Raw genomic sequence first — 19,280 nt, 5'->3', positions numbered from 1 at the left:
TCTTCTCTGTGGGCAAAAACTGCGCCCTCTTTCCTCACGCCGCCCCGGCGCTCGCCATCATGCGACGGAGGTCGTTGGGGAAGACCGGCTTGTGCAGGAGGCGGAAGCCGCGGCGTTCGGCCTCCTCCTGCCGTTCGGGGTTGGTGTCGCCGGTCAGGATGATGCCGGGAACGGTCTGGCCCAGCATGGTCTGGACGGCGCTCACCGCTTCCGGACCGGTGCGGCCCTGCTGGAGCTGGTAGTCGGCCAGCACGATCTGCGGGCAGCGGCCGTCGGCGCGCAGCCGCTCCAGCGCCTGGTCGCCCGACTTGGCGGTCAGCACGTCGTAGCCCCAACCCTCCAGGATCGCTTTGAGGCCAAGCAGGATGATCGCCTCGTCGTCGATCACCAGCACCATGCCCTTGGCTGTTCCGGACGCGGCCGCTCCGGATGCGGCTGCGGACCCGGCCCCAACCGTTGCCGGCATAGCGACCGGAGGGGCGGCGACCGGAGGGGCGGCGACCGGAGCGGGTATCGTCTTCGCCGCCCCGCCGCCGCTTCGGCCGCCGGTCCGGCCGCCGCCGAAGGCGTTGGCGATGGCGCTGATCGCCTGCCCGCGGTCGTTGGCGGCACTGTCGGCCGCATCGTTGGCGGCGGAACGGCGCGCCAGGGTCGCCGCCGCGGCGGCGGTGCCGTTGGCGGCACGCGGGGTGCCCAGGATCACCCGCGGCAACTCGACCGAGAAGACCGAACCCTTGCCCTCCCACGAGCGCACCGTCACCGGATGGCCGAGCAGCCGCGACAGGCGCTTGACGATGGCCAGCCCCAGGCCGAGGCCGCGTTCGCTGCGTTCGCCCAGCTGGGTGAACTCCTCGAAGATGTCCTCCAGCCGGTCGGCGGGGATGCCGCTGCCGGTGTCCCACACCTCCACCCGCATGCCCGACGGCGTCCGGCGGCAGCCCAGCAGCACCTTGCCCTTGGCGGTATAGCGCAGCGCGTTCTCGACGAGATTGCGCAGGATGCGCTCCAGATGGGCAGGATCGGTGCGGACCCAGACGCGGGTCGGCACGGCGCGCAGTTCCAGCCCCTTCTGGGCGGCGCGCGGGCCGTATTCGGCGACCAGCCGGCCGAGCAGCTGGTTCAGCCGCACCTCGACCGGAGCGGCGACGATCTTGCCGGATTCCAGCCGCGACATGTCCAGCAGCCCGTCCAGCAGGCTCTTCAGCGTATCCAGCCCCTGGCGGATGTTGTCGAGGATCGGCAGCGCCGAATGGCCCTGCAACCGGTCGCTCAGCGCCGCGGTGAAGAGATAGAGCGACTGGACCGGCTGGCGCAGGTCGTGGCTGGCGGCGGCGAGGAACTTCGACTTGCCGTCGTTGGCCTGGTCGGCCTCCTCCCGCGCACGGTGCAGCTCGGCCTCGGCCTTTTTGCGGTCGGTGACGTCGACGGCGGCGCAGGTGACGCCCTCCACCCGGCCGGACGGGTCGCGCAACGGGTCGACGGTCAGGTCGAAGAAGCGCTCCTCGCCCTTGCAGCGGATGCGCACCTCTTCGCGCGCGCCGATGCCGCTGTCCAGGACGCGGCGCTTCAGCGCCATCATTCCGTCGGCATCCTCACGCTGGTCGAACAGGTCGGCGTCGGTACGGCCGATCAGCCCGTCGGGGGAGAAGCCGAGCCACTCCGAATGCGACCACGTGTAGCGCAGGTCACGATCCTGGTTGAAGACCACCACGCCGGAATTGCGCAGGCCGGTGCGCACGCGTTCCTCGGCGACGCGCAGCGCCTCCTCGGTGCGCTTGCGTTCGGTGATGTCGATACCGGTCGCGATCAGGTGGGTGACATGGCCGTCCGCATCGACCATCGGCGTCAGGTTGACGTCCACCGTCATTTCCCGCGGCGCCGCATCCCTGCCCGCCGACAGCCGCAGCCCGGCGTCGAAGCGGGAGGAACGGCCGCCGGCCCCCAGCGCCAGAGCCTGGCGCAGCCGCTCGCGCCCGGCATCGTCGAAGGACAGCCAGCAGATTTCGTCGAAGGGACGGCCGATGATGCGGGCGGGCGGCAAGCCGGCGGCATCGGCGGCGGCGCGGTTGACCTGGGCCACCGCCCCGTCCGGCGTCAGCACGCCGACATAGGCCGGCAGGGCGTCCAGGACGGCGCGGATATGGCTCTCCGATTGGCGCAACGCCGCTTCGCGCGCCTCCAGCCGCCCGGCCATCATGTCGAAGGCGTGGCCGAGCTGGCCGATCTCCGACGAGCGGTCGGACAGCTTGACCCGGGTGGCGGTCTTGCCCTCGCTCCAGTCGCGGGCGGCGCGGACCAGCGCATCGACCGGGCGGCGGATGAACAGGGTGCCGCCGATCCAGGCGGCGGCGGCGGCGACCAGGAAGCCGGACAAGGTCATCAGCAACCCGTCGCGGGTGGCGCGGTCCACCACCCCCATGGCGGCGCCGCGGTCGACGCCGACGCTGATGAACAGGTCGCGGATGCCGGCGGACGGCGGGGAATAGGCCAGGATGCGCGACACACCATCCAGCCCGGGCAGCATGGCGACACCCGTCTCCCGCTCCGACAGCAGCGCCAGATAGCTGTCCGGCAGCCGTTCGCCGGCCCGGCCCGGGGTGCCCAGCTTGACCAGGATGGTGCCGGACCGGTCGGCGACGGTCAGGGTCGTGTTCTCCGGCATCGGGCGGGCGGCGAACATGGCGGTCAAACGCGGCACGTCCAGCGACACGGCGACCACGCCGGCCCGCCGGCCTTCGCTGTCGACATAGGGAGCGGCGACCGGCAATTCGCCGCCGACGTCACCGGAATGGCTGACCGTCCATTCGCCGACGGCAAAGCGCCCCTGGCTCATCGCCCGGCGGAAATGCGGCTGGACGGCCAGCGAAGCACCGATGCGCGCCGGGTCGGCGCTGCACAGGATGCGGCCCTCGGCGTCGCTGATCGACAGGGTGCGGTAGTCGACCGAGCGGGCCGCCAGCCGCTCCAGATAGGATTGGCAGTTGTCGATCTCGCCCCGGCGCAGGAACCGGGACTCGCTCAGCGCCGTCACCATCAGGCGGGCGCTGTCGATGATACGGAAATGCTCTCCCTCCACCAGGCGCAGGAGCCGTTCGGCCTGGAGCGTCACCTCCGCCTCGCGCTCCGCCCGTTGTTCGAGCACGCTGTAGATCTGGATGCCGATCGCCGGCAGGACCGCGAGCAGAACCAGGATGAAGAGGCGTGCCAGAAGGGTCATGGCGTAGACGAGGCTCCTCCGGGAAGCAGACCGGATGGAGCACCAGATGTCCCACCGTTCCGCATGCCTATCGCTAACGCACTTATGGTTAAGCGCCGGTTAATTTAGAAAACAGCGACCCCGCACAGGTGGAAGGACATGAACGAAAGATGGTCGACGCCTCCTGAATCTCCGACATTCGAACCGTATTTACATCAACAACTGGAATATACCTCGATCGGACGGTGGCTTCAAAAGGGGTAAGCCTTCGCGACAAGCTTCTTCCCAAGCCTTGCGATGGTCCACGACGTCTTCCGAACCCGAAATCTTTCCCTTGGCGATGGCGAGGGAACAGGGTGCGGGATGGCCTGTTGAAGGCTTGCGCTGCTGAAGGCCGACAATGACCAGATCCTTCCTCACCCCCCCGCTCCGCACCACCTCCCAGGGCACGCCGCGCCGCGTGGGGGTGGAACTCGAATTCGCCGATCTGGACGCGCCGTCCGCCGCGGCCTGCGTGCAGCGGCTGTTCGGGGGCAGCGTCACCGTCGAGAACCCGCACCGCTGCCTGGTGACGGGCACCCGGCTCGGCGACTTCACGGTGGAACTGGACATGCGGTCCGCCCATAGCGGCAAGGGAGGAACGGCGATGCTGGACCCCTTGCGGCCGCTATGGGGCAACATCGGCAGCCTGGTGATGCCGTTCGAGATCGCGGCACCGCCGGTGACGGTGGAGCAGATGCCGGAACTGGAGGAAATGGTCGCCTGCCTGCGCGCGCTGGGCGCCGCCGGAACGGAGGCCAGCCCGCTCTTCGCCTTCGGCCTGCACTTCAATCCCGAGGTGGCGCGGACCGACGGCGAGTACGTGCTGGACACGCTGAAGGCCTTCCTGCTTCTGGCCCCCTGGCTGCGGCGGGAAATCCGCGTCGACCTCACCCGGCGCCTGTCGGGCTTCATCGCCGCCTTTCCGACACCCTATGCCGCCAAGGTGGTCGACCCCGGCTACCGCCCCGACCTCGGCGGGCTGATCGACGATTATCTGGCCGACAACCCGACCCGCAACCGCGAACTGGACCTGTTTCCGCTGTTCGCCCATCTCGACCGCGACCGGCTGGCCGCGGCAATGAAGGACCCGCATGTCCGCCCGCGGCCGACCTTCCATTACCGGCTGCCCAACGCGCGGCTGAGCGATCCCGGCTGGTCGCTCGCCGCCGATTGGAACCGCTGGGTGGCGGTGGAGCGGCTGGCCGCCGACCGCGCCTTGCTGGACGGGCTCGGCACCGAGTATCGCCGGGCGGCCGAGGCGCAGCGGCTGGAAGGCTGGGCCGAGCGCATCGACGCCGTGCTGGCGGCGAATCCGGGGATTCATGGAGAGGCCGGCCAAATCGATGCCGGGGACGGCGGGGCCGCCGACGGCTCCGCCCGTCAGGCCGTCTGAGGAATTCGTCATGGCAGCCATCGTCGGCAGGTCCCGGCCGCTGGTCGGCATCACCGCCTCGATCCATGGCAGCCGCATCGCCGCCATGGCCAACCGGCTGGCTCTGTGGCGGGCCGGCGCCTCGTCGGTCCGCATCACCGCCGATGCGCTCTTCCCCATCGACCGGCTGGACGCGCTGGTCGTCGGCGGCGGCGACGACATCGACGCCTCGCTGTACGGCGAATCCGCCCGCCCGCAGATCCGCATCGATCCCGAACGCGACCGGCTGGAAATGCGGGCGCTCGATTGCGCGGCGAAGATCGGGCTGCCGGTGCTCGGCATCTGCCGCGGTTCGCAGATGATCAACGTCCATCGCGGCGGGTCGCTCCACGTCGACATCCACGAGGTGTACGAGGAAGCGCCGCACATGCGCACCGTCCTGCCGCGCAAGCGCATCCGGATCGAACCGGACAGCCGGCTCTACCGCATCCTCGGCATCGGCGAGTGCCGGGTGAACGCCCTGCACCACCAGTCGGTGGATCGCGTCGGCGACGGGTTGCGCGTCGTCGCCCGCGAGCGCGCCGGCATCGTCCAGGGCATCGAGGCGCCCCAGGAACCCTTCCTGATCGGCGTGCAGTGGCATCCGGAATATCTGGTCGCCGACAGCCGGCAGCAGGCCCTGTTCCGCCATCTGGTCGCCACCGCCGCCGGCACCGCCCCGATGGACGATTACGCGGAAGCCCCGCCCCCGGCCCGCGGGTCGGTCCGGGCATCCGGCTGACCGCATCCATTCGCGCCGCCGGCGCAGGTCCGTTTTCCGACGTCACCCGCAGGAGCGTGGGCGAACCATCGCCCCGCCCCTTCGTTTTGCAAGCCTTTTTCCGCTCCCGGCTTTTTCCTCCGCCTCCGTCACGGCGCGAAAAGGATGCCGAAACGACGCGGGCGCCGCCGGAGGGATGGCTCCGGGGCGCCCGCGGCGGCTACGCAGGATTTCCGAACTCCGCCCACAGATGGGCGGGCTCGGAAATCCTGCAAAATTATAGAGTCCGCAGGTTTGTCCGGGCCGGGCCATCTGTGGCCCGATCCGGACAAACCTGCTTAGCCAGGACGGAAAGATTACTGGCTGCCGCCGTTGTCCGGGCCGCAGTTCGGGGTGCCCGGCGGGCAGTGGGTACCGGTGGCGGTCTGGTTGTCGCGCGGGACGTTGCTGCCGGTGTTGTTGCCCATGCCCGACGGCGCGGTGGTCACACCCGGCACCGGCGAGGTCGAGGAACCCGACATGGTGCCGGTGGTGCCGCTCGAACCGGACGTACCGGTACCGCCGCCCGTCGAGCCTGCCGACGGCGACGTGGTGGCGCCGGGCGGGGTGTGTACGATGCCATCCGGTCCGACATTGGTGCTGCTGCTCGGGGCGGTGGTGTATGCGCCGCTGCCCTTGACGGCCCCGGGATTGGCTTGCTGAGCGGTCTGGGCCATGGCCGGGGCGGCCATCAGGAGAACTGCCGAAACAGCACCGATCATCAGGTTACGCATCCTCGAACTCCTTCATGGTGGCAACGCCTCGCATTTGGGCGTCTTTGGAACGAGACGGACGCCGTGTTTGGAGCCGCAATCGGCGTCCGGCCAGGGCGTCTTTGTCTTTCATGGGTTTAGAACAGGGCAATCCGGGTATGATCTCGGTCGCCGCCTGTGTTTTTTTTGGAAAACGCCGGTAAAAGAGGGGCAAAAACGCGTCCGCCGGGTTCCTTCGGCGAGCCCCCGACGCCCAACCGGGGATGCGGGAACAACACGCGCAGCATGGGGTTCAAGCCGCGAGGCGGATGGTCCGCGAAAAATCTCCCGACGCGTTTTCGAAGAGGGTTCCAGCCGTGCCCGACGCCTCCCAGGATGCTGCCCATCATTCCGGCGCCGATCATCCCGGCATACTTCCGATGCCCTCCGGTTCCTCCAGCCCCATCGGGACTTCCGGCCCTGTGCTTCGCCCCGGCCTCACCTGCTGGCGGACGGAGCGGGCCGGTCGGGTTGCGGTGCTGGTCGACGGCGCCGACTATTTCGTCGCCGCCCGGGCGGCGATGGAGAGGGCGCGGCATTCGATCCTGCTGGTCGGCTGGGACATCGACCCGCGCATGCGCCTCGACCCCGGCAGCCCGGAAACGCTGGGCCGCTTCCTCGCCCGGCTGATGCGCTCACGCCCCGGTCTGCATGTGCGGGCACTGAAATGGGACATGCCCTTTCCCATCGCGCTGGACCACCCGCACGAACCGCTGGAGCGCTGGAACCGCAACACCGGCCGCCGGCTGGAGGCCCGGCTGGACGGCGAGTTGCCGATCGGCGCCGCCCAGCACCAGAAGCTTCTGGTGATCGACGATGCGCTGGCCTTCTGCGGCGGGATCGATTTCTCCTTCGACCGCTGGGACACCTCGGAGCATCGCGACGACGATCCGCGCCGCCGCTGCCCCAACGGCGAGCCCTACGCCCCGCGCCACGACGTGATGATGATGGTCGACGGCGAGGCCGCCCGCGCCCTGTCCGAATTGGCGCGGGACCGCTGGCGCCGCGCCACCGGCGAAGTGCTGGAGCCCTGCCCGCCCCTGGATCAGGACCAGCCCGGCCAGGATCCCTGGCCGGATTGCCCGCTGCCCGACTGCACCCGTCCGGTGCTGACCGAGGCGCGGATCGGCATATCCCGCACCGTGCCGGCGACCGGAAATCGTCCGGCGATCCGCGAAAGCGAGGCGCTGACCTTCGCCGCCATCGCCGCGGCGGAGCATATCATCTATCTGGAAAACCAGTATTTCGCCTCGGCCCGCGTCGCCGAGGCGCTGGCCCGCCGGTTGGCCGAGCCCGACGGGCCGGAGGTGGTGCTGGTGGTATCGATGGAGAGCCCGAGCTGGTTCGACCGCATGGCGATGGACACGCCGCGCTCGGTGGCATTGCGCCGCCTCCGCGATGCCGACCGCCACGGCCGGCTGCGCGCGATGACCCCGGTGACGGACCGGGGCGGACCGGTGATCGTCCATTCCAAGGTGGTGGCGATCGACGGCCGGCTGCTGCGCATCGGTTCGTCCAACCTGAACAACCGGTCGATGGGCTACGACACCGAATGCGACCTGACCATCGAGGCGCCGCAGGAGGACGGGACGGAACGCATCCTTGCGGCCGACGCCATCACCGGCGTGCGCAACCGCCTGCTGGCCGAACATATGGGCATCGACCAGACCCGGCTGGAGGCGGAAATCCATGAGACCGGCAGCGTCGTCGCCGCCATCGACCGGCTGTGCCGGCCGTCCGGCCGCCGGCTGATGGAACTGCCCGTCGGCGATCCCAACCTGACCGAACAGGCCTTCGCCGCCCTGCGCATCGCCGACCCGAATGATCCGGGCGAGGCCTGGGCACCGTGGAAGCGTCTGCCGTCGCCGCCGCGTTCCGCGCTCCGTGCCGCGGCCGCCGCCCTGCTGACGGTCGGGCTGGCGACGGGGGCCTGGAGCCTGGTTCGGGCGACGCACGCAAAGGAACGCCCCCCGCAGGACTGACGGTCCTGCGGGGGGCGGCGCGGAGAACGAAAACTGCTTATCGCGTCTCCGCCACCCTGCCGTCGTCGGAGATGACGATCTCGACGCGCCGGTTCTGCTGGCGGCCGGCGTCGTTGCTGTTGCTGGCGACGGGCTGCGCCTCGCCCATGCCTTGGGTGACGATGCGCGACGGCGAAACGCCGCGGGCGGTCAGGGCGTCGCGGACGGTGTTGGCGCGGGCTTCCGACAGGCGCAGGTTGGTGGTGTCGCTGCCGGTGTTGTCGGTGTGGCCCTCGATCCGGATGGTGCGGCCGGGCTGCGCCTGCAGGAACTGGGCGAGCCGGTCGATCCGCTCGTAGGCGCCGGGGGTCAGCTCCGCGCGGCCGGTGGCGAACAGGATGTCGCCCAGCGTCATGACCAGCCCGCGCTCGGTCCGCTGCGCCTGCAGGTCGCGGAGCTGCTGCTCCAGTTCGCTGTTGCGGGCCTGGAGGCGGTAGGTGTCGGCGTTGGCGACGACGTTCTGCGCGCCCTTCACCCCGGCCGTCTCCTGGGCGATCTGCACCCGGCGGCTGACGATGTAGGCCTGGTGGTCGACCTCGGCGGCATCGGCGCCCTGGTCGCGCATCGCCTCGGCGCGGCGCAACGCCGTCTCGGCATCGCGCAGCTGCAGCGGGGCGTTGCCGGCGACCTGCGGGTTCGCGGCGGCGAGGCTGTAATCCTGGCGCGCCTGGGTCAGGGCGGCGCTGTCGGTCGGCTGGGTGGCGCAGCCGGCGAGCCCGAGGCCCAGCCCGGCCAGCACCAGGATGGTGCGGGAAGCGAACGCGGTCATTGACGGACCTCCGGATAGCTGTAGCCCCAGCTGTTGCCGCCGCTGGTGCCGCCGATCATGCCGAGAGAGCCGGCGGGGGCGGGCGGAACGGCGGCCGGCGCCCCGTAGCTGGAGCCGCTCACGTTGGACCCGCTCAAGTTGGACCCGCCATAGCTCGATCCGCTGGGCGACGGCGCACCCAGGGACGACCCGCTATAGACCGGCGCCACGTTCGGCGCGGCGGCCGACTGCGGCTTGCTGGGGATGGCGGACTTGGCCACCGCGGTGGCGGCCTGCTGCGTCACCGCCCGCTGCGAGGTCACCGTCGCCAGTTCGGCGTCGACACGGGCCTCCTCGGCGAGACGGCGGGCGCGGGTGCGCTCATCGGCGCGCATGGCCTTGTCGGCGGAGGCCAGCTTGTCGCGGGCGTTCTGCAGCGCCACCGGGGCGTATTGCAGGGCGTTGGCGCGTTCGGCCTCCTGCACCGCCTGCGAGGCGGCACCGAGCTGGGCGGTGGGCGGCGGGACGTCGGAGGCGCAGGCGGCCATGCCGAGCGCCGCCGACAGCACGGCGGCGGCTCGCCACCGGATCGTCGTTGCGGATTTGCGGGTCATCGGATCGGTTCCTTTCGGATCGGGCGTCATGCCGGAAACCGTGATCTGGCCGGAAGGACATCGCCCTCCGGCGATGTCCTTCCGGGGATGTCTCGCGCCTCAAACGCACCAGCCGGGGCGAAGGTTCCGCCCGCGCTCAGCCGCCGCCGCGCGAAATTCCGCCACCTGAAATCTTACTACGGGCCGCGCGGCGGGTGTCGCGGCGGTGGCGGACCAGCCGCAGCACATAGGTGGCCAGCAGGACGATGAACAGAACCAGCGCCCCCGGCACCATCCAGTCGGCGATCCAGGGAAACCCCACCCGCACCAGATAGCCGGTTCCGGCCAGCACCAGCGACCACAACGCCGCCCCGGCGGCGGCATAGAGCAGGAACACCCCCATCGGCAGCCCGCAGGCCCCGGCGGGAACGGAGATCAGCGTGCGCAGTCCCGGCAGCGGCTGGCACAGCAACACGGCGACGCCGCCGCGCCGGGCGAACCATTCGGTGGCGCGGTGGACCTGCTCCGGCTTGACGGTCAACCAATGGCCGTGGCGGCGCAGGAAGGCCTCGAACCGCTCGCGCCCCATCCAATGGGCCGGCAGGTACCAGACCAGCTCCCCGACCGCGGATCCGAGCCCGGCGGCCAGCGCCACCAGCAACAGGTTGAATTCCCCCGTCGCGGCTCCCATCCCGGCGAGCGGGATCACCGTCTCCGCCGGCACCGGCGGCAGCACGCGGGCCAGGATCAGCATCAGGAAGATGCCGAGATAGCCGAACTGCTGCACGATCTGGATGATCCACTCGGTCATTGCGTCCACAAGCTTCGGGAATGAACGGGCCTCATAGCGTGAACCGCAGGGAGCTTGCGGGCGTTCCCGCGGTCCTGCTCTTCTTGTCCTTGATCCCTCTTGACGCGAGTCAAGGCGCGGGTCGTTCGTTTACGGTCGAATACCCCCACCATGACAGCATCCCTCGCCCTCTCCGCCGCCCTGCTGTTCCTCAGCCATGCCCTGCCGTCCTGGCCGGGATTGCGGCCAGCCCTGATCGCCCGGCTCGGCCGCGGCGGCTTCGCGACCCTCCATTCCGTCGGTTCTCTGGCGACGCTGGCCCTGTTCGTGCTGGCTTACCGCGCCGCCGACGGCGGGGACGTCGTGTTCACCCCCTTCGCCTGGGCGGCCCCGCTGGTGGCCGTGGTGATGCCGATCGTCTTCCTGCTGCTGGTCGCCCGCATCACCACCCGGTTCGGCAGCCAGGGCGAGCCCAACCCGCCCCGCGGCGTCTACCGCCTGACCCGCGCGCCGGGCAGTCTGGCGCTGCTGCTGTGGGCCTGCGCGCATCTGAACGCCACCGGCGACGGGCGCCGCGTGCTGCTGTTCGGCACCATGGCGGCGATCGCCCTGTTCGCGCTGGTGAAGAACGAGATCGTGCTGCGCCGCAGCCCCGCCGGACGCGCCTTCCGGAACGAAACCTCGCTTCTTCCGCTGATCGGGCCGCAGGGTCCGCGGGGCGCGCTGCGCGGGCTGGCGGAGATGGGACCGGCGCGGCTGGCCGGCGGGCTCGCCGCCTATGGCGGCATGCTGATGCTGCATCCCCTGCTCTTCGGGGTGGATCCTCTCTACTGGGTAGGTTGAGCGGGACGGAGGACCGGTGCATCTGTTGAGCATGGGACGGGAGTACCGCGCCCCATCGCAAGCATGCCCACAGCCAGCGAGCCCTCCGCGACTGTGCCCCCTGCAACCGTGCCAGGAAGCCACCGAATGAAAATCCGCGAGATCATGACCCGCGACGTGCAGACGGTACGGCCCGACGACAGCATCCGCCGGGCCGCGCAATTGATGGACCAGTTGAACGTCGGCATCCTGCCCGTCTGCGACGGGCGCGATCTGGTCGGCGTGGTGACCGACCGCGACATCACCATCCGGGCGATCTCCGCCGGAAAGCTGCCCGACCGCTGCAAGGTGGCGGAGGTGATGACCGCCAACCCGCGCTATTGCTACGAGGACGACCCGGTGGGCAGCGTGACCGAGCTGATGGCCGGCCAGCAGGTCCGGCGGGTGCCGGTGGTGGACCGCAACGACCGGCTGACCGGCATCGTCTCGCTGGGCGACCTTGCCACCGACGCCAAGAACGACCGCGCGGTTCAGGACGCGCTCGAACGGATTTCTACCCCATCCCAGCCGGACCGGACCTGACCGCCGGCACCCTCCACGAATCGGGAACCGACCATCATGGAACACACACCGGATGCAGACGACCCGCGGGTCCGTGAACGGGCCTATCGGCTTTGGGAACAGGAGGGGCGGCCCGACGACCGCCATCTCGACCATTGGGCGCAGGCCGTCGGCGAGATCGAGGACGAGGACCGCCGCAATTCCGGGGGCCCCCGCGTCAACAGCCCGGACGCCGGGCTGGCCGTTCCGGATGACGCCGCCGCCCGCAACCAGCGGGAAGCGGCGGAACATCTGGGCCAGTCATCGGTCCCGTCGGACGGCTGAACGACCGCGGTCGAACCGGAGCCGTCCAGCGGGAGACGCGGTCATTCCACCTTGAGGCTGACCGCTTCCATACCCTTCTCGGTCTGGCGGACGGTCATGCGCACGCGCTGCCCGTCATCCAGGCCGCGCAGGCCGGCGCTTTCCAGCGCGCGGGCCGGAATGAAGACGTCCCGTCCGCCATCGTCGGGCTGGGCGAAGCCGTAGCCCTTGCCGCCGTTGAACCACTTCACCGTTGCGCCCATCTCGCTGGTCGGGCCGCTCGCCTGCGGACCGCGAGGACCCCGATCCTGGCTCCGATCCTGGAAGCCGCGGTCCTGACGATCCTGGGAACCACGGTCCGGGCCGCGGCCCCGATCCTGGCCCCGATCCTGGAAGCCGCGGCCCTGGAAACCGCCGCGGTCGCCGCCACGATCCGCGAAATTGCGTTCGCTGAAGCTGCGGTCGCGCGGGCCGCCGGCATCGCGGCGCGCGCCGAACCCACGGTCTCCACCGCGGTCGCCGCCCCGATCCCCGCCGCGGTCACCGAAGCCACGCCCGCCCGCCTGGGGACGGGCCGGGGCGGCGGTGGAAAGGTCGACGGAATGCAGGACACTGACCTGCTGGCCTTTTCGGTCCTCGACGAGGTCGACGACGACGGTGGCGCCGTCCGGCAGGGTGGTGTGGCCGGCGGGAACGACCAGGGAGGCCGGCAACAGGGCGTCCTTGCCGCTGTCCCCGACCTTGACGAAGCCATAGCCGCGTTCGGGGCTGAACCATTTCACGGTGGCCGTCACCTGGGTGGCGACGACGTTGGGCTGACGATAGACGTGGCTGCGGGGCGGCTGATTGTGCATGGGAAACCCGAACTCCGGCGAACAGAAGCGGCGCCCAGACCGGTCCATCTGCGGACCGGTGGACGCCAACCCCTGACACATCGCCCGTCCGGCCGCACTTGGCAAGTCGGGACCGCTCCGAATACGCCGGGCGGGCGGTGAAATCGTACGAAATGCCGTCAGCCCATCAGCCTGTCCATCAGCCGGTCGGGCGTCGGCGGCGGTTCGCGCGGGGGAACGGGAATGGGTCCCGGCGGTTCCCCCAGCGGCGGGCGTGCCGGATCTCCGGGCACCGGCATCGAATCGTCGGGCACGAACGGCTCCCGCGGCGGTGCCGGCGGAAAGGGTCCAAGGCTGAGGCTCATGCATCGCTCCTTGAGAGTTCAGGAATCCGGGAATTTCGACAGGCCGTATCCGGCTGCGTCAGCCGCAACCCGATCCGCCGTCGGCATCAGCCGCCATGGCCGCCGGGTGCCGTCCGCGACAGGCGGCGGGCATCGTCCAGGCTGGTCATGCAGCGCGTCTCGTCGCCGTCGCGCGCGGCGCTGCGGGCAGCGGTGACCAGCGATTCGACCTGGGCATTGCGCGCCGCCTGCCCCATCAGCCCGTCGCCCCCGCCGGAGCCCCCCGGCCCGACATCCGGCGCGGTGCGCGAATTGGCCTGCGGGCCGACCGAGGGGGCGGTCGGCATGTTGCTGCCGATGGCGGGCGGTTCGACCACCGACCTGTCGCCGACGGCGGGCGGCGCCACCATGCCGCCGGACTGCGCCAGCCGCTCGCTGCCCGCGCCGCTGCCGGACCCCAGCTCGTCGCGCGGCGAGGATCCGGACAGGCCGGGCGCGCCGGTGCCGGGAACCGCGACGGGCGGCGGTTCGGTCGACAGCCCGCGATCGGCGGCGAACTGCTCCACCATCGCGGCGCAACCCGCCTGGGCCGCTCCTCCCGTCTGGGCCGCCGCCGGCTGGGTCGCGAAAAGCCCGGCCGCCATGGCGACGGCGACGGGGCCAAGCCTCGTGAAATCTGTCCGCATCGGTCGCGTGCTCCTCGAATCGGCTATGCCACAGGAGGCGTGTTCCGATTGAATCAACGGCAAGGGCGGGCCACGGTTCCGGCGGACGACCGGAAGATCGGCCCGGCCATGCATCTTGCTCATTTCGCAGGCAGCGGGCGGCGACTGTAGAGTGCGGCTCCCCATCCTCAACCGACGGTCCGCAGCTCCATCATGGCAGTTCCATCATGATCGCCAACATGGCCGCGCTGGGCGCGGCGCTGTGCTGGGCCGCGGGCGGCCTGATCGCCATCGGGCCGGTGCGGGTGCTCGGCTCCATCGCCTTCAACCGCGTGCGCCTGACCATCGTCGCCGCGGCATTGCTGGTCGTCACCACCCTGATGGGCGGCTGGCAGACGCTGGATGCGGGTGCGGCGCTGACGCTGGCCCTGTCGGGCCTGCTGGGGATCGTTGTGGGGGATATGGCTCTGTTCTGGTCGCTCAGCCGGCTGGGACCGCGCCGCAACGTGGTGATCTACGCCGCCAATGCGCCGCTGACCGCCCTGCTCGCCTACGCCCTGCTGGGCGAGGCGCTGGGGCCCTGGACCGTCCTGGGGGTGGCGCTGGTGACGCTGGGGGTGATGCTGGCGGTGGCGCTGCGGTCCGGCTCCACCCACAGCTGGGAGGCGATCCAGGGCAGCCTGCTGGCCGGCGTATCGGTCTGCCTGCTGGCGGCGGTCGGACAGGCCGCCGGCTCCATCGTCGCCAAGCCGGTGATGGCGGCGGGCGCCGACCCGATCGCCTCGGCCGCCGTGCGGGTCACCACGGCGGCGCTGATGTTCACGGCGATCGGCATCCTGTCGGCCGTCCGCGGCGGCAAATCGGCGATGGCGGGCGGCCAATCCCTCGGCGGCCAATCCCTTAGCGGGCTGCTGCTGCCGCGCGGCCTCACGCCGAAGCTGCTCATGCTGATCGCCGGCAACGGGCTGCTGGGCGTCGGGCTGGGGATGACGCTGCTGCTGGTCGGTCTGGCCCACGGCAATGCCGGTGTGGTCGCCACCCTGTCGGCGCTGAGCCCGGTCCTGATCCTGCCGATGATGTGGCTGTTGACCGGCCAGCGCCCGTCGCTGGGCGCCTGGGCGGGGGCCGCGGTCGCCGTGGCCGGCGTCGCCCTGATCGTCAACCGATGACTCATACGCGGTCAGAAAATTCTGACCGCTGCGTTCATACGCCACGCAGGCTTCGCGCCTAGCGGCGCGCGCCCGCAGTCGCGGGCGATACCGGGTTCGAAAAGTCAGAATTTTCCGAATCCGGTATCAGCGCCCCGCCGTCACCACCGCCACGCCGAGGATGGGCAACGCCGCCTGAAGCGCCGCACAGGCGCGGGCGACGGCATCGCGAAGTTGGGCTTTCAGCGTGGGGACATCCGGATGCTGCTGCTCGCAGGCATGCTGCAGCTTGCGGGCGGTGCGCGACAGTTCCAGCAACCCGACATTGCCGGCCAGCGACACCATGGCATGGGCGTCGGCCGCGGCCGTCTTCAACGAATCCGCCTCGCCGATGCGGTCGGCCCGCAGCATCAGTTCGCTCAGCGTGTCGTTGACGAAGCGGGGCAACACATCGGCGCCCAGCGTCTCGGCCAGCGTGTCCAGCGTGGCGCGGTTCAGCACCGGCGCGCAGTCCGACACCGGAGCCAGGCCGGCCAGGACCGCCGCCTCTTCCACGCCATCGTCGGGCAGCCCGGCGCCGATCCCGGCACCGGACTTCGTCTCCGCCCCGGCGTCGGGCTTGACGTCGAGCCAGCGGTCGACCGCGGACAGCAGCGTGTCGCGCTCGATCGGTTTGGTCACATGGTCGTTCATGCCGACGTCCAGGCAAAGCTGCAGCTGATCGGTCAGTGCGTTGGCGGTCAGCGCGATGATCGGCACGTCTCCCCGCCGCCCGCCAAGCCGACGGATCGCCGCAGTCGCCTGCAGGCCGTCCATCCGCGGCATCTGCATGTCCATCAGGACGAGGTCGAACTCGCCCTTGCGCATCGCCTCCACCGCCAGCGCGCCGTCCTCCGCCACCTCGACCGTGTGACCGGCCTTGCAGAGGATGGAGGAGGTGACGATCTGGTTCATCGGCACGTCCTCGGCCAGCAGGATGCGGGCGCTGCGCGTCGCGGCGGTCTGCCTGCGCTCGGCGGCCAATCCGGGATCCGCGGCGACCGGCAGCGGCAGCTCGAACCAGAAGGTGCTGCCGATGCCGGGGCTGCTCTGGACGCCGATCTGCCCGCTCATCAGCTCCGACAGCTGCTTGGAAATGATGAGACCGAGCCCGGTGCCGCCATAGCGCCGGGTGGTGGAGCGGTCGCCCTGGCTGAAGCGCTGGAACAGGTTGGCCTGATCGGCCGCCGGGATGCCGGGGCCGGTGTCGCTGACGGAGAAGCGCAGCAGGGCGGACGCCCCTTCCCCACCGCCGTCTTCCCCATCCGACAGAAGCCCGACCGACAGCAGCACCGACCCGCGTTCGGTGAACTTCACCGCGTTGCCGACGAGGTTCAGCAGGATCTGGCGGATGCGCGCCTCGTCGCCGCGGACGAAGCGCGGCACGGTGCTGCCCAGCGACAGCTGCAGCAGCAACCCCTTCTGCGAGGCGGCGTTGCTCATCAGGTCGCGGCAGTCGCGCAGCAGCCGGTGCAGGTCGAAGGCGCGTTCCTCCAACTCCAGCTTGCCGGCCTCGATCTTCGAATAATCCAGGATGTCGCCGATGATCGCCAGCAGCCCGCGCCCGGCCTCGCGCTGGAGCGCCACATACTGGCGCTGCTCCGCCGACAGATCGGTGCCCAGCAGCAGATCGGCGAAGCCGATGACCCCGTTCAGCGGTGTGCGGATCTCGTGGCTCATCGAGGCGAGGAATTCCGACTTCACGCGGTTGGCCGCTTCCGCCTCGGCCCGGGCGGCGGACAATTCCTCCTCGTCGCGCTTGCGTTCGGTCACGTCGCGGACGACGCCGACCACCACGAACCCGCCGTCGGCCCCCACCGTCGGACGCATGCTCGACTCGACCCACAGGTAATGCCCGTCGCGGTGACGCAGCCGGTGGGTGAAGGTGACCGGGTAGGATCCCGGCCGCATCTGCGCGAAGGCCTGCGATGCCTTCTCCAGATCGTCGGGATGCAGCAGGTCGGCCGGGGCGCGGCCGACGACCTCCGCCGGGTCGTGGCCCAGGATGTCGCGCACCGATGGCGACAGGTAGCGTACCGCCCCGTCGGCGTTCATCTCCAGGATCATGTCGGTGGCGTTGTCGGCCAGCAGGCGGTACCGCGCCTCGCTCTCGCCCAGCCGTTGCTCGGCATCGTGGTGGCGCTGCTCGCGCAGCAGCAGGCCGCCCAGGAACAGGGTGCCGAACGGGACGATGGTCAGCAGCGGCGGAGCGGTGAGCAGGCCGATCCGCAGCGCCATCTCCAGGGTCGGCAGCAGCAGCAGGGTGGAGGTCGACACCAGCGTCAGCAGCAGCCCGAAGGCCAGCAGCGGCACGATGCCGAGTTCCACCTTGCGCCGCTTCACCCAGGCGGCGAAGCCGAGCCCGGTCAGGAAGGACAGCAGCGCGCTGGCGACGCCCGCCTCCGTCCCCACCCCGCCCAGGAAGATGCGGTAGCCGGCGACCGTCGCGGCGGTGATCGCGGCGGACAGCGGACCGCCGAACAGGGCGCTCAGCCCGATCAGAGGGATCCGCGCGTCGATGAACATGCCCGGCCCGATATGGATCGGATGGATCATCGAGAAGATGGCGGTCAGCGCCATCACCGCGCCGAAGACGATCTCGCGGGTGATGAGGCGCCACCCGTCGGACCGGCGGATCAGGAAGGTATAGGCGAGGACGACGAAGGCGCTCGCCGCGATGTTCTCGGCAAGGTCGTACGCCATCGAGGAAAAGTTGCCCAACATCGCCCGGCTGTCGTCCCCGTCCGATTCCCGCTTACCTCTATACCACGGAAGGGTGTCGCGAAACCGCTAACACCAACGGGAGGAGTGTGACCTGACCGGGACAAAAGGGGGGCATGCCGCGCCGCCCTGCGGTGGGAGTCACGCCTCCGCGTCGGGCTGTCGGTCCGGAGCGGCGGCGGCGAAGGCCGGCAGGCCGGCGCAGGCGGCGTCGATGCGCAGCAGGGTGGGATAGTCCTCCAGCGGGCAGCCCATCCGGCGGGCGTTGAACATCTGCGGCACCAGCAGGACGTCGGCCAGACCGGGTTGGTCGCCATGGCAGAAGCGCCCGGTGCGCCGATCGCCGGCAAGCTGCGCCTCCAGCGCCGCCAGTCCGACGGCGACCCAGTGCCGGTACCAGCCGTCGACCTCCTCCTGGCCGTGTCCCATGCCCTTCAGGTGCTTCAGCACCCGCAGATTGTCCAGCGGGTGGATGTCGCAGGCCACCGCCAGCGCCAACGCCCGCACCCGCGCCCGGCCCAGCGCGTCGGCCGGCAGCAGCGCCGGGGTCGGATGGATTTCGTCCAGATACTCGATGATGGCGACGGATTGGGTCAGCACATGGTGCCCCTCCGGCCCGTCGACCTCCAGCGCCGGCACCAGGTGTTCCGGGTTGAGGTCGGCGAAGGGCGGCTTGGACTGCTCGCCCTTGCGCAGATGGACGAAGGCCTGGTCCGGCGCCAGCCCCTTGAGGTTGAGCGCGATGCGCACCCGGTAGGCGGCGGAGGAGCGGAAGTAGGTGTGGAGTTTCACGAGGCACCCGTCCGTCAGGTTGATGGCACGTCACAGCCCGAGATAGGCCTGCCGTACCCGCTCGTTGCTCAACAGGGCGGCGCCGCTGTCGCTCAACACGATCTCGCCGGTTTCGATCACATAGCCGCGGTCGGCGATGGCGAGCGCCGCATGGGCATTCTGCTCCACCAGCAGGATCGTCGTGCCCTCGCGCTTCAGCCGCTGCACCGCATCGAAGATTTCCGCCACCAGCAGCGGCGCCAGCCCCATGCTGGGCTCGTCGAGCAGCAGCAGGCGCGGCTTCGCCATCAGCGCGCGGCCCAGCGCCACGATCTGCTGCTGGCCGCCCGACAGGGTGCCGGCGGGCTGGTCGCGCTTGACCTTCAGCACCGGGAACATCTCGTAGAGGCGGTCGATGTCGTCGTCCGGCTTGCCGCTGCCGCGACGGTAGGCGCCGAGGCGGAGGTTGTCCTCCACGCTCTGCGGGCCGAACAGCTGCCGGCCCTCCGGCACCTGCACCACGCCTTCCGCCACCCGGCGCGACGCCTTCATCCGGGTGATGTCGCAGCCGTCGAAGGTGATGCGCCCGCTGCTGGCGGGGTGGACGCCGGACAGGGTGCGCAGCAGCGTCGTCTTGCCGGCGCCGTTGGCGCCGACCAGCGCCACCAGCTCGCCCTCCCGCACGGTCAGGCTGGCCGATTTCAGCGCATGGATGCGGCCGTAATGGCTGTTGAGGCCCTCGATCTCCAGAAGCATGGGG

At 70.4% G+C, this 19,280-nt stretch carries 18 protein-coding genes; 7 read left to right on the top strand and 11 right to left on the bottom strand.

Going from position 1 to position 19,280, the window contains the following annotated elements:
- Positions 1-34 precede the first annotated feature (34 nt).
- The gene (locus tag JHL17_RS03265; RefSeq protein WP_200190618.1) at positions 35-3,217 is read right to left on the bottom strand and encodes a PAS domain-containing protein; all 3,183 of its coding nucleotides are present in this window, start codon (positions 3,215-3,217) and stop codon (positions 35-37) included.
- A gap of 379 nt (positions 3,218-3,596) precedes the next feature.
- Between JHL17_RS03265 and JHL17_RS03260 the strand changes: the two genes are divergently transcribed.
- Positions 3,597-4,631, top strand: a complete 1,035-nt coding sequence (locus tag JHL17_RS03260; protein ID WP_200190617.1) for an amidoligase family protein — start codon at positions 3,597-3,599, stop codon at positions 4,629-4,631.
- Between the two features lie 10 nt (positions 4,632-4,641).
- Positions 4,642-5,391, top strand: coding sequence for a gamma-glutamyl-gamma-aminobutyrate hydrolase family protein (locus tag JHL17_RS03255; RefSeq protein WP_200190616.1), 750 nt, complete (start codon positions 4,642-4,644; stop codon positions 5,389-5,391).
- A 335-nt stretch (positions 5,392-5,726) separates the two neighbouring features.
- On the opposite strand, the gene JHL17_RS03250 is transcribed toward JHL17_RS03255, so the two are convergent.
- A complete protein-coding gene (locus JHL17_RS03250) occupies positions 5,727-6,143 on the bottom strand; it encodes a hypothetical protein (RefSeq protein WP_200190615.1) in 417 nt (138 codons plus the stop codon).
- A gap of 440 nt (positions 6,144-6,583) precedes the next feature.
- Between JHL17_RS03250 and JHL17_RS03245 the strand changes: the two genes are divergently transcribed.
- The gene (locus JHL17_RS03245; RefSeq protein ID WP_345773742.1) at positions 6,584-8,143 is read left to right on the top strand and encodes a phospholipase D-like domain-containing protein; all 1,560 of its coding nucleotides are present in this window, start codon (positions 6,584-6,586) and stop codon (positions 8,141-8,143) included.
- A 37-nt stretch (positions 8,144-8,180) separates the two neighbouring features.
- Here JHL17_RS03245 and JHL17_RS03240 read toward each other — a convergent pair whose 3' ends face one another.
- The 3 genes from JHL17_RS03240 to JHL17_RS03230 all read right to left on the bottom strand — a co-directional run bounded on the left by JHL17_RS03240 (position 8,181) and on the right by JHL17_RS03230 (position 10,334).
- On the bottom strand, positions 8,181-8,951 hold the full coding sequence (locus tag JHL17_RS03240; RefSeq protein ID WP_200190613.1) for an OmpA family protein: 771 nt from the start codon (positions 8,949-8,951) through the stop codon (positions 8,181-8,183).
- Complete coding sequence (locus JHL17_RS03235) at positions 8,948-9,544, bottom strand: DUF4398 domain-containing protein (protein WP_200190612.1); 597 nt, start codon at positions 9,542-9,544, stop codon at positions 8,948-8,950. The genes JHL17_RS03240 and JHL17_RS03235 overlap by 4 nt, the downstream gene beginning before the upstream one ends.
- A 136-nt stretch (positions 9,545-9,680) precedes the next feature.
- Positions 9,681-10,334 carry a DedA family protein gene (locus tag JHL17_RS03230; protein WP_200190611.1) on the bottom strand — a complete coding sequence of 218 codons (654 nt, stop codon included), beginning with the start codon at positions 10,332-10,334 and terminating at the stop codon, positions 9,681-9,683.
- Between the two features lie 150 nt (positions 10,335-10,484).
- On the opposite strand from JHL17_RS03230, the gene JHL17_RS03225 reads away from it, so the two are divergent.
- The 3 genes from JHL17_RS03225 (at position 10,485) to JHL17_RS03215 (ending at position 12,020) form a co-directional block, all read left to right on the top strand.
- Positions 10,485-11,156 carry an NnrU family protein gene (locus tag JHL17_RS03225; RefSeq protein ID WP_200190610.1) on the top strand — a complete coding sequence of 224 codons (672 nt, stop codon included), beginning with the start codon at positions 10,485-10,487 and terminating at the stop codon, positions 11,154-11,156.
- Positions 11,157-11,282: 126 nt separating this feature from the next.
- The gene (locus tag JHL17_RS03220; RefSeq protein ID WP_200190609.1) at positions 11,283-11,717 is read left to right on the top strand and encodes a CBS domain-containing protein; all 435 of its coding nucleotides are present in this window, start codon (positions 11,283-11,285) and stop codon (positions 11,715-11,717) included.
- Positions 11,718-11,753: 36 nt separating this feature from the next.
- On the top strand, positions 11,754-12,020 hold the full coding sequence (locus tag JHL17_RS03215; RefSeq protein ID WP_200190608.1) for a DUF2934 domain-containing protein: 267 nt from the start codon (positions 11,754-11,756) through the stop codon (positions 12,018-12,020).
- A gap of 41 nt (positions 12,021-12,061) precedes the next feature.
- Here JHL17_RS03215 and JHL17_RS03210 read toward each other — a convergent pair whose 3' ends face one another.
- The 3 genes from JHL17_RS03210 to JHL17_RS03200 form a co-directional block, all read right to left on the bottom strand.
- Positions 12,062-12,853 (bottom strand): cold-shock protein, encoded by a 792-nt coding sequence (locus JHL17_RS03210; protein ID WP_200190607.1) that lies wholly within the window; start codon positions 12,851-12,853, stop codon positions 12,062-12,064.
- 158 nt (positions 12,854-13,011) lie between these two features.
- Complete coding sequence (locus JHL17_RS03205) at positions 13,012-13,197, bottom strand: hypothetical protein (RefSeq protein WP_200190606.1); 186 nt, start codon at positions 13,195-13,197, stop codon at positions 13,012-13,014.
- An 86-nt stretch (positions 13,198-13,283) separates the two neighbouring features.
- Entirely contained in the window at positions 13,284-13,862 is a 579-nt protein-coding gene (locus JHL17_RS03200) for a hypothetical protein (RefSeq protein ID WP_200190605.1), read from the bottom strand.
- Between the two features lie 206 nt (positions 13,863-14,068).
- Here JHL17_RS03200 and JHL17_RS03195 point away from each other — a divergent pair, with 206 nt between their 5' ends.
- Positions 14,069-15,010 (top strand): solute carrier family 35 transporter, encoded by a 942-nt coding sequence (locus JHL17_RS03195; protein WP_200190604.1) that lies wholly within the window; start codon positions 14,069-14,071, stop codon positions 15,008-15,010.
- 126 nt (positions 15,011-15,136) lie between these two features.
- Here JHL17_RS03195 and JHL17_RS03190 read toward each other — a convergent pair whose 3' ends face one another.
- The 3 genes from JHL17_RS03190 to JHL17_RS03180 form a co-directional block, all read right to left on the bottom strand.
- Positions 15,137-17,731, bottom strand: coding sequence for a hybrid sensor histidine kinase/response regulator (locus JHL17_RS03190; RefSeq protein ID WP_200190603.1), 2,595 nt, complete (start codon positions 17,729-17,731; stop codon positions 15,137-15,139).
- A gap of 159 nt (positions 17,732-17,890) precedes the next feature.
- Positions 17,891-18,541 carry a maleylacetoacetate isomerase gene (gene maiA, locus JHL17_RS03185; protein WP_200190602.1) on the bottom strand — a complete coding sequence of 217 codons (651 nt, stop codon included), beginning with the start codon at positions 18,539-18,541 and terminating at the stop codon, positions 17,891-17,893.
- Positions 18,542-18,571: 30 nt separating this feature from the next.
- Positions 18,572-19,276, bottom strand: coding sequence for an ABC transporter ATP-binding protein (locus JHL17_RS03180; RefSeq protein WP_109048004.1), 705 nt, complete (start codon positions 19,274-19,276; stop codon positions 18,572-18,574).
- Positions 19,277-19,280: the final 4 nt, after the last annotated feature.

Origin of the sequence: Azospirillum endophyticum (genome assembly GCF_016595245.1) — a bacterium.
Classification (GTDB): Bacteria; Pseudomonadota; Alphaproteobacteria; order Azospirillales; family Azospirillaceae; genus Azospirillum; species Azospirillum endophyticum.
This window is presented reverse-complemented; position numbering and strand designations above follow the sequence as displayed.

Excerpts from the sequence above, each read along its gene's own strand:
- JHL17_RS03265 (WP_200190618.1), bottom strand. The coding sequence starts at position 3,217 with ATGACCCTTCTGGCACGCCTCTTCATCCTGGTTCTGCTCGCGGTCCTG.
- JHL17_RS03260 (WP_200190617.1), top strand. The coding sequence starts at position 3,597 with ATGACCAGATCCTTCCTCACCCCCCCGCTCCGCACCACCTCCCAGGGC.
- JHL17_RS03255 (WP_200190616.1), top strand. The coding sequence starts at position 4,642 with ATGGCAGCCATCGTCGGCAGGTCCCGGCCGCTGGTCGGCATCACCGCC.
- JHL17_RS03250 (WP_200190615.1), bottom strand. The coding sequence starts at position 6,143 with ATGCGTAACCTGATGATCGGTGCTGTTTCGGCAGTTCTCCTGATGGCC.
- JHL17_RS03240 (WP_200190613.1), bottom strand. The coding sequence starts at position 8,951 with ATGACCGCGTTCGCTTCCCGCACCATCCTGGTGCTGGCCGGGCTGGGC.
- JHL17_RS03235 (WP_200190612.1), bottom strand. The coding sequence starts at position 9,544 with ATGACCCGCAAATCCGCAACGACGATCCGGTGGCGAGCCGCCGCCGTG.
- JHL17_RS03230 (WP_200190611.1), bottom strand. The coding sequence starts at position 10,334 with ATGACCGAGTGGATCATCCAGATCGTGCAGCAGTTCGGCTATCTCGGC.
- JHL17_RS03225 (WP_200190610.1), top strand. The coding sequence starts at position 10,485 with ATGACAGCATCCCTCGCCCTCTCCGCCGCCCTGCTGTTCCTCAGCCAT.
- JHL17_RS03220 (WP_200190609.1), top strand. The coding sequence starts at position 11,283 with ATGAAAATCCGCGAGATCATGACCCGCGACGTGCAGACGGTACGGCCC.
- JHL17_RS03215 (WP_200190608.1), top strand. The coding sequence starts at position 11,754 with ATGGAACACACACCGGATGCAGACGACCCGCGGGTCCGTGAACGGGCC.
- JHL17_RS03210 (WP_200190607.1), bottom strand. The coding sequence starts at position 12,853 with ATGCACAATCAGCCGCCCCGCAGCCACGTCTATCGTCAGCCCAACGTC.
- JHL17_RS03205 (WP_200190606.1), bottom strand. The coding sequence starts at position 13,197 with ATGAGCCTCAGCCTTGGACCCTTTCCGCCGGCACCGCCGCGGGAGCCG.
- JHL17_RS03200 (WP_200190605.1), bottom strand. The coding sequence starts at position 13,862 with ATGCGGACAGATTTCACGAGGCTTGGCCCCGTCGCCGTCGCCATGGCG.
- JHL17_RS03195 (WP_200190604.1), top strand. The coding sequence starts at position 14,069 with ATGATCGCCAACATGGCCGCGCTGGGCGCGGCGCTGTGCTGGGCCGCG.
- JHL17_RS03190 (WP_200190603.1), bottom strand. The coding sequence starts at position 17,731 with ATGGCGTACGACCTTGCCGAGAACATCGCGGCGAGCGCCTTCGTCGTC.
- JHL17_RS03180 (WP_109048004.1), bottom strand. The coding sequence starts at position 19,276 with ATGCTTCTGGAGATCGAGGGCCTCAACAGCCATTACGGCCGCATCCAT.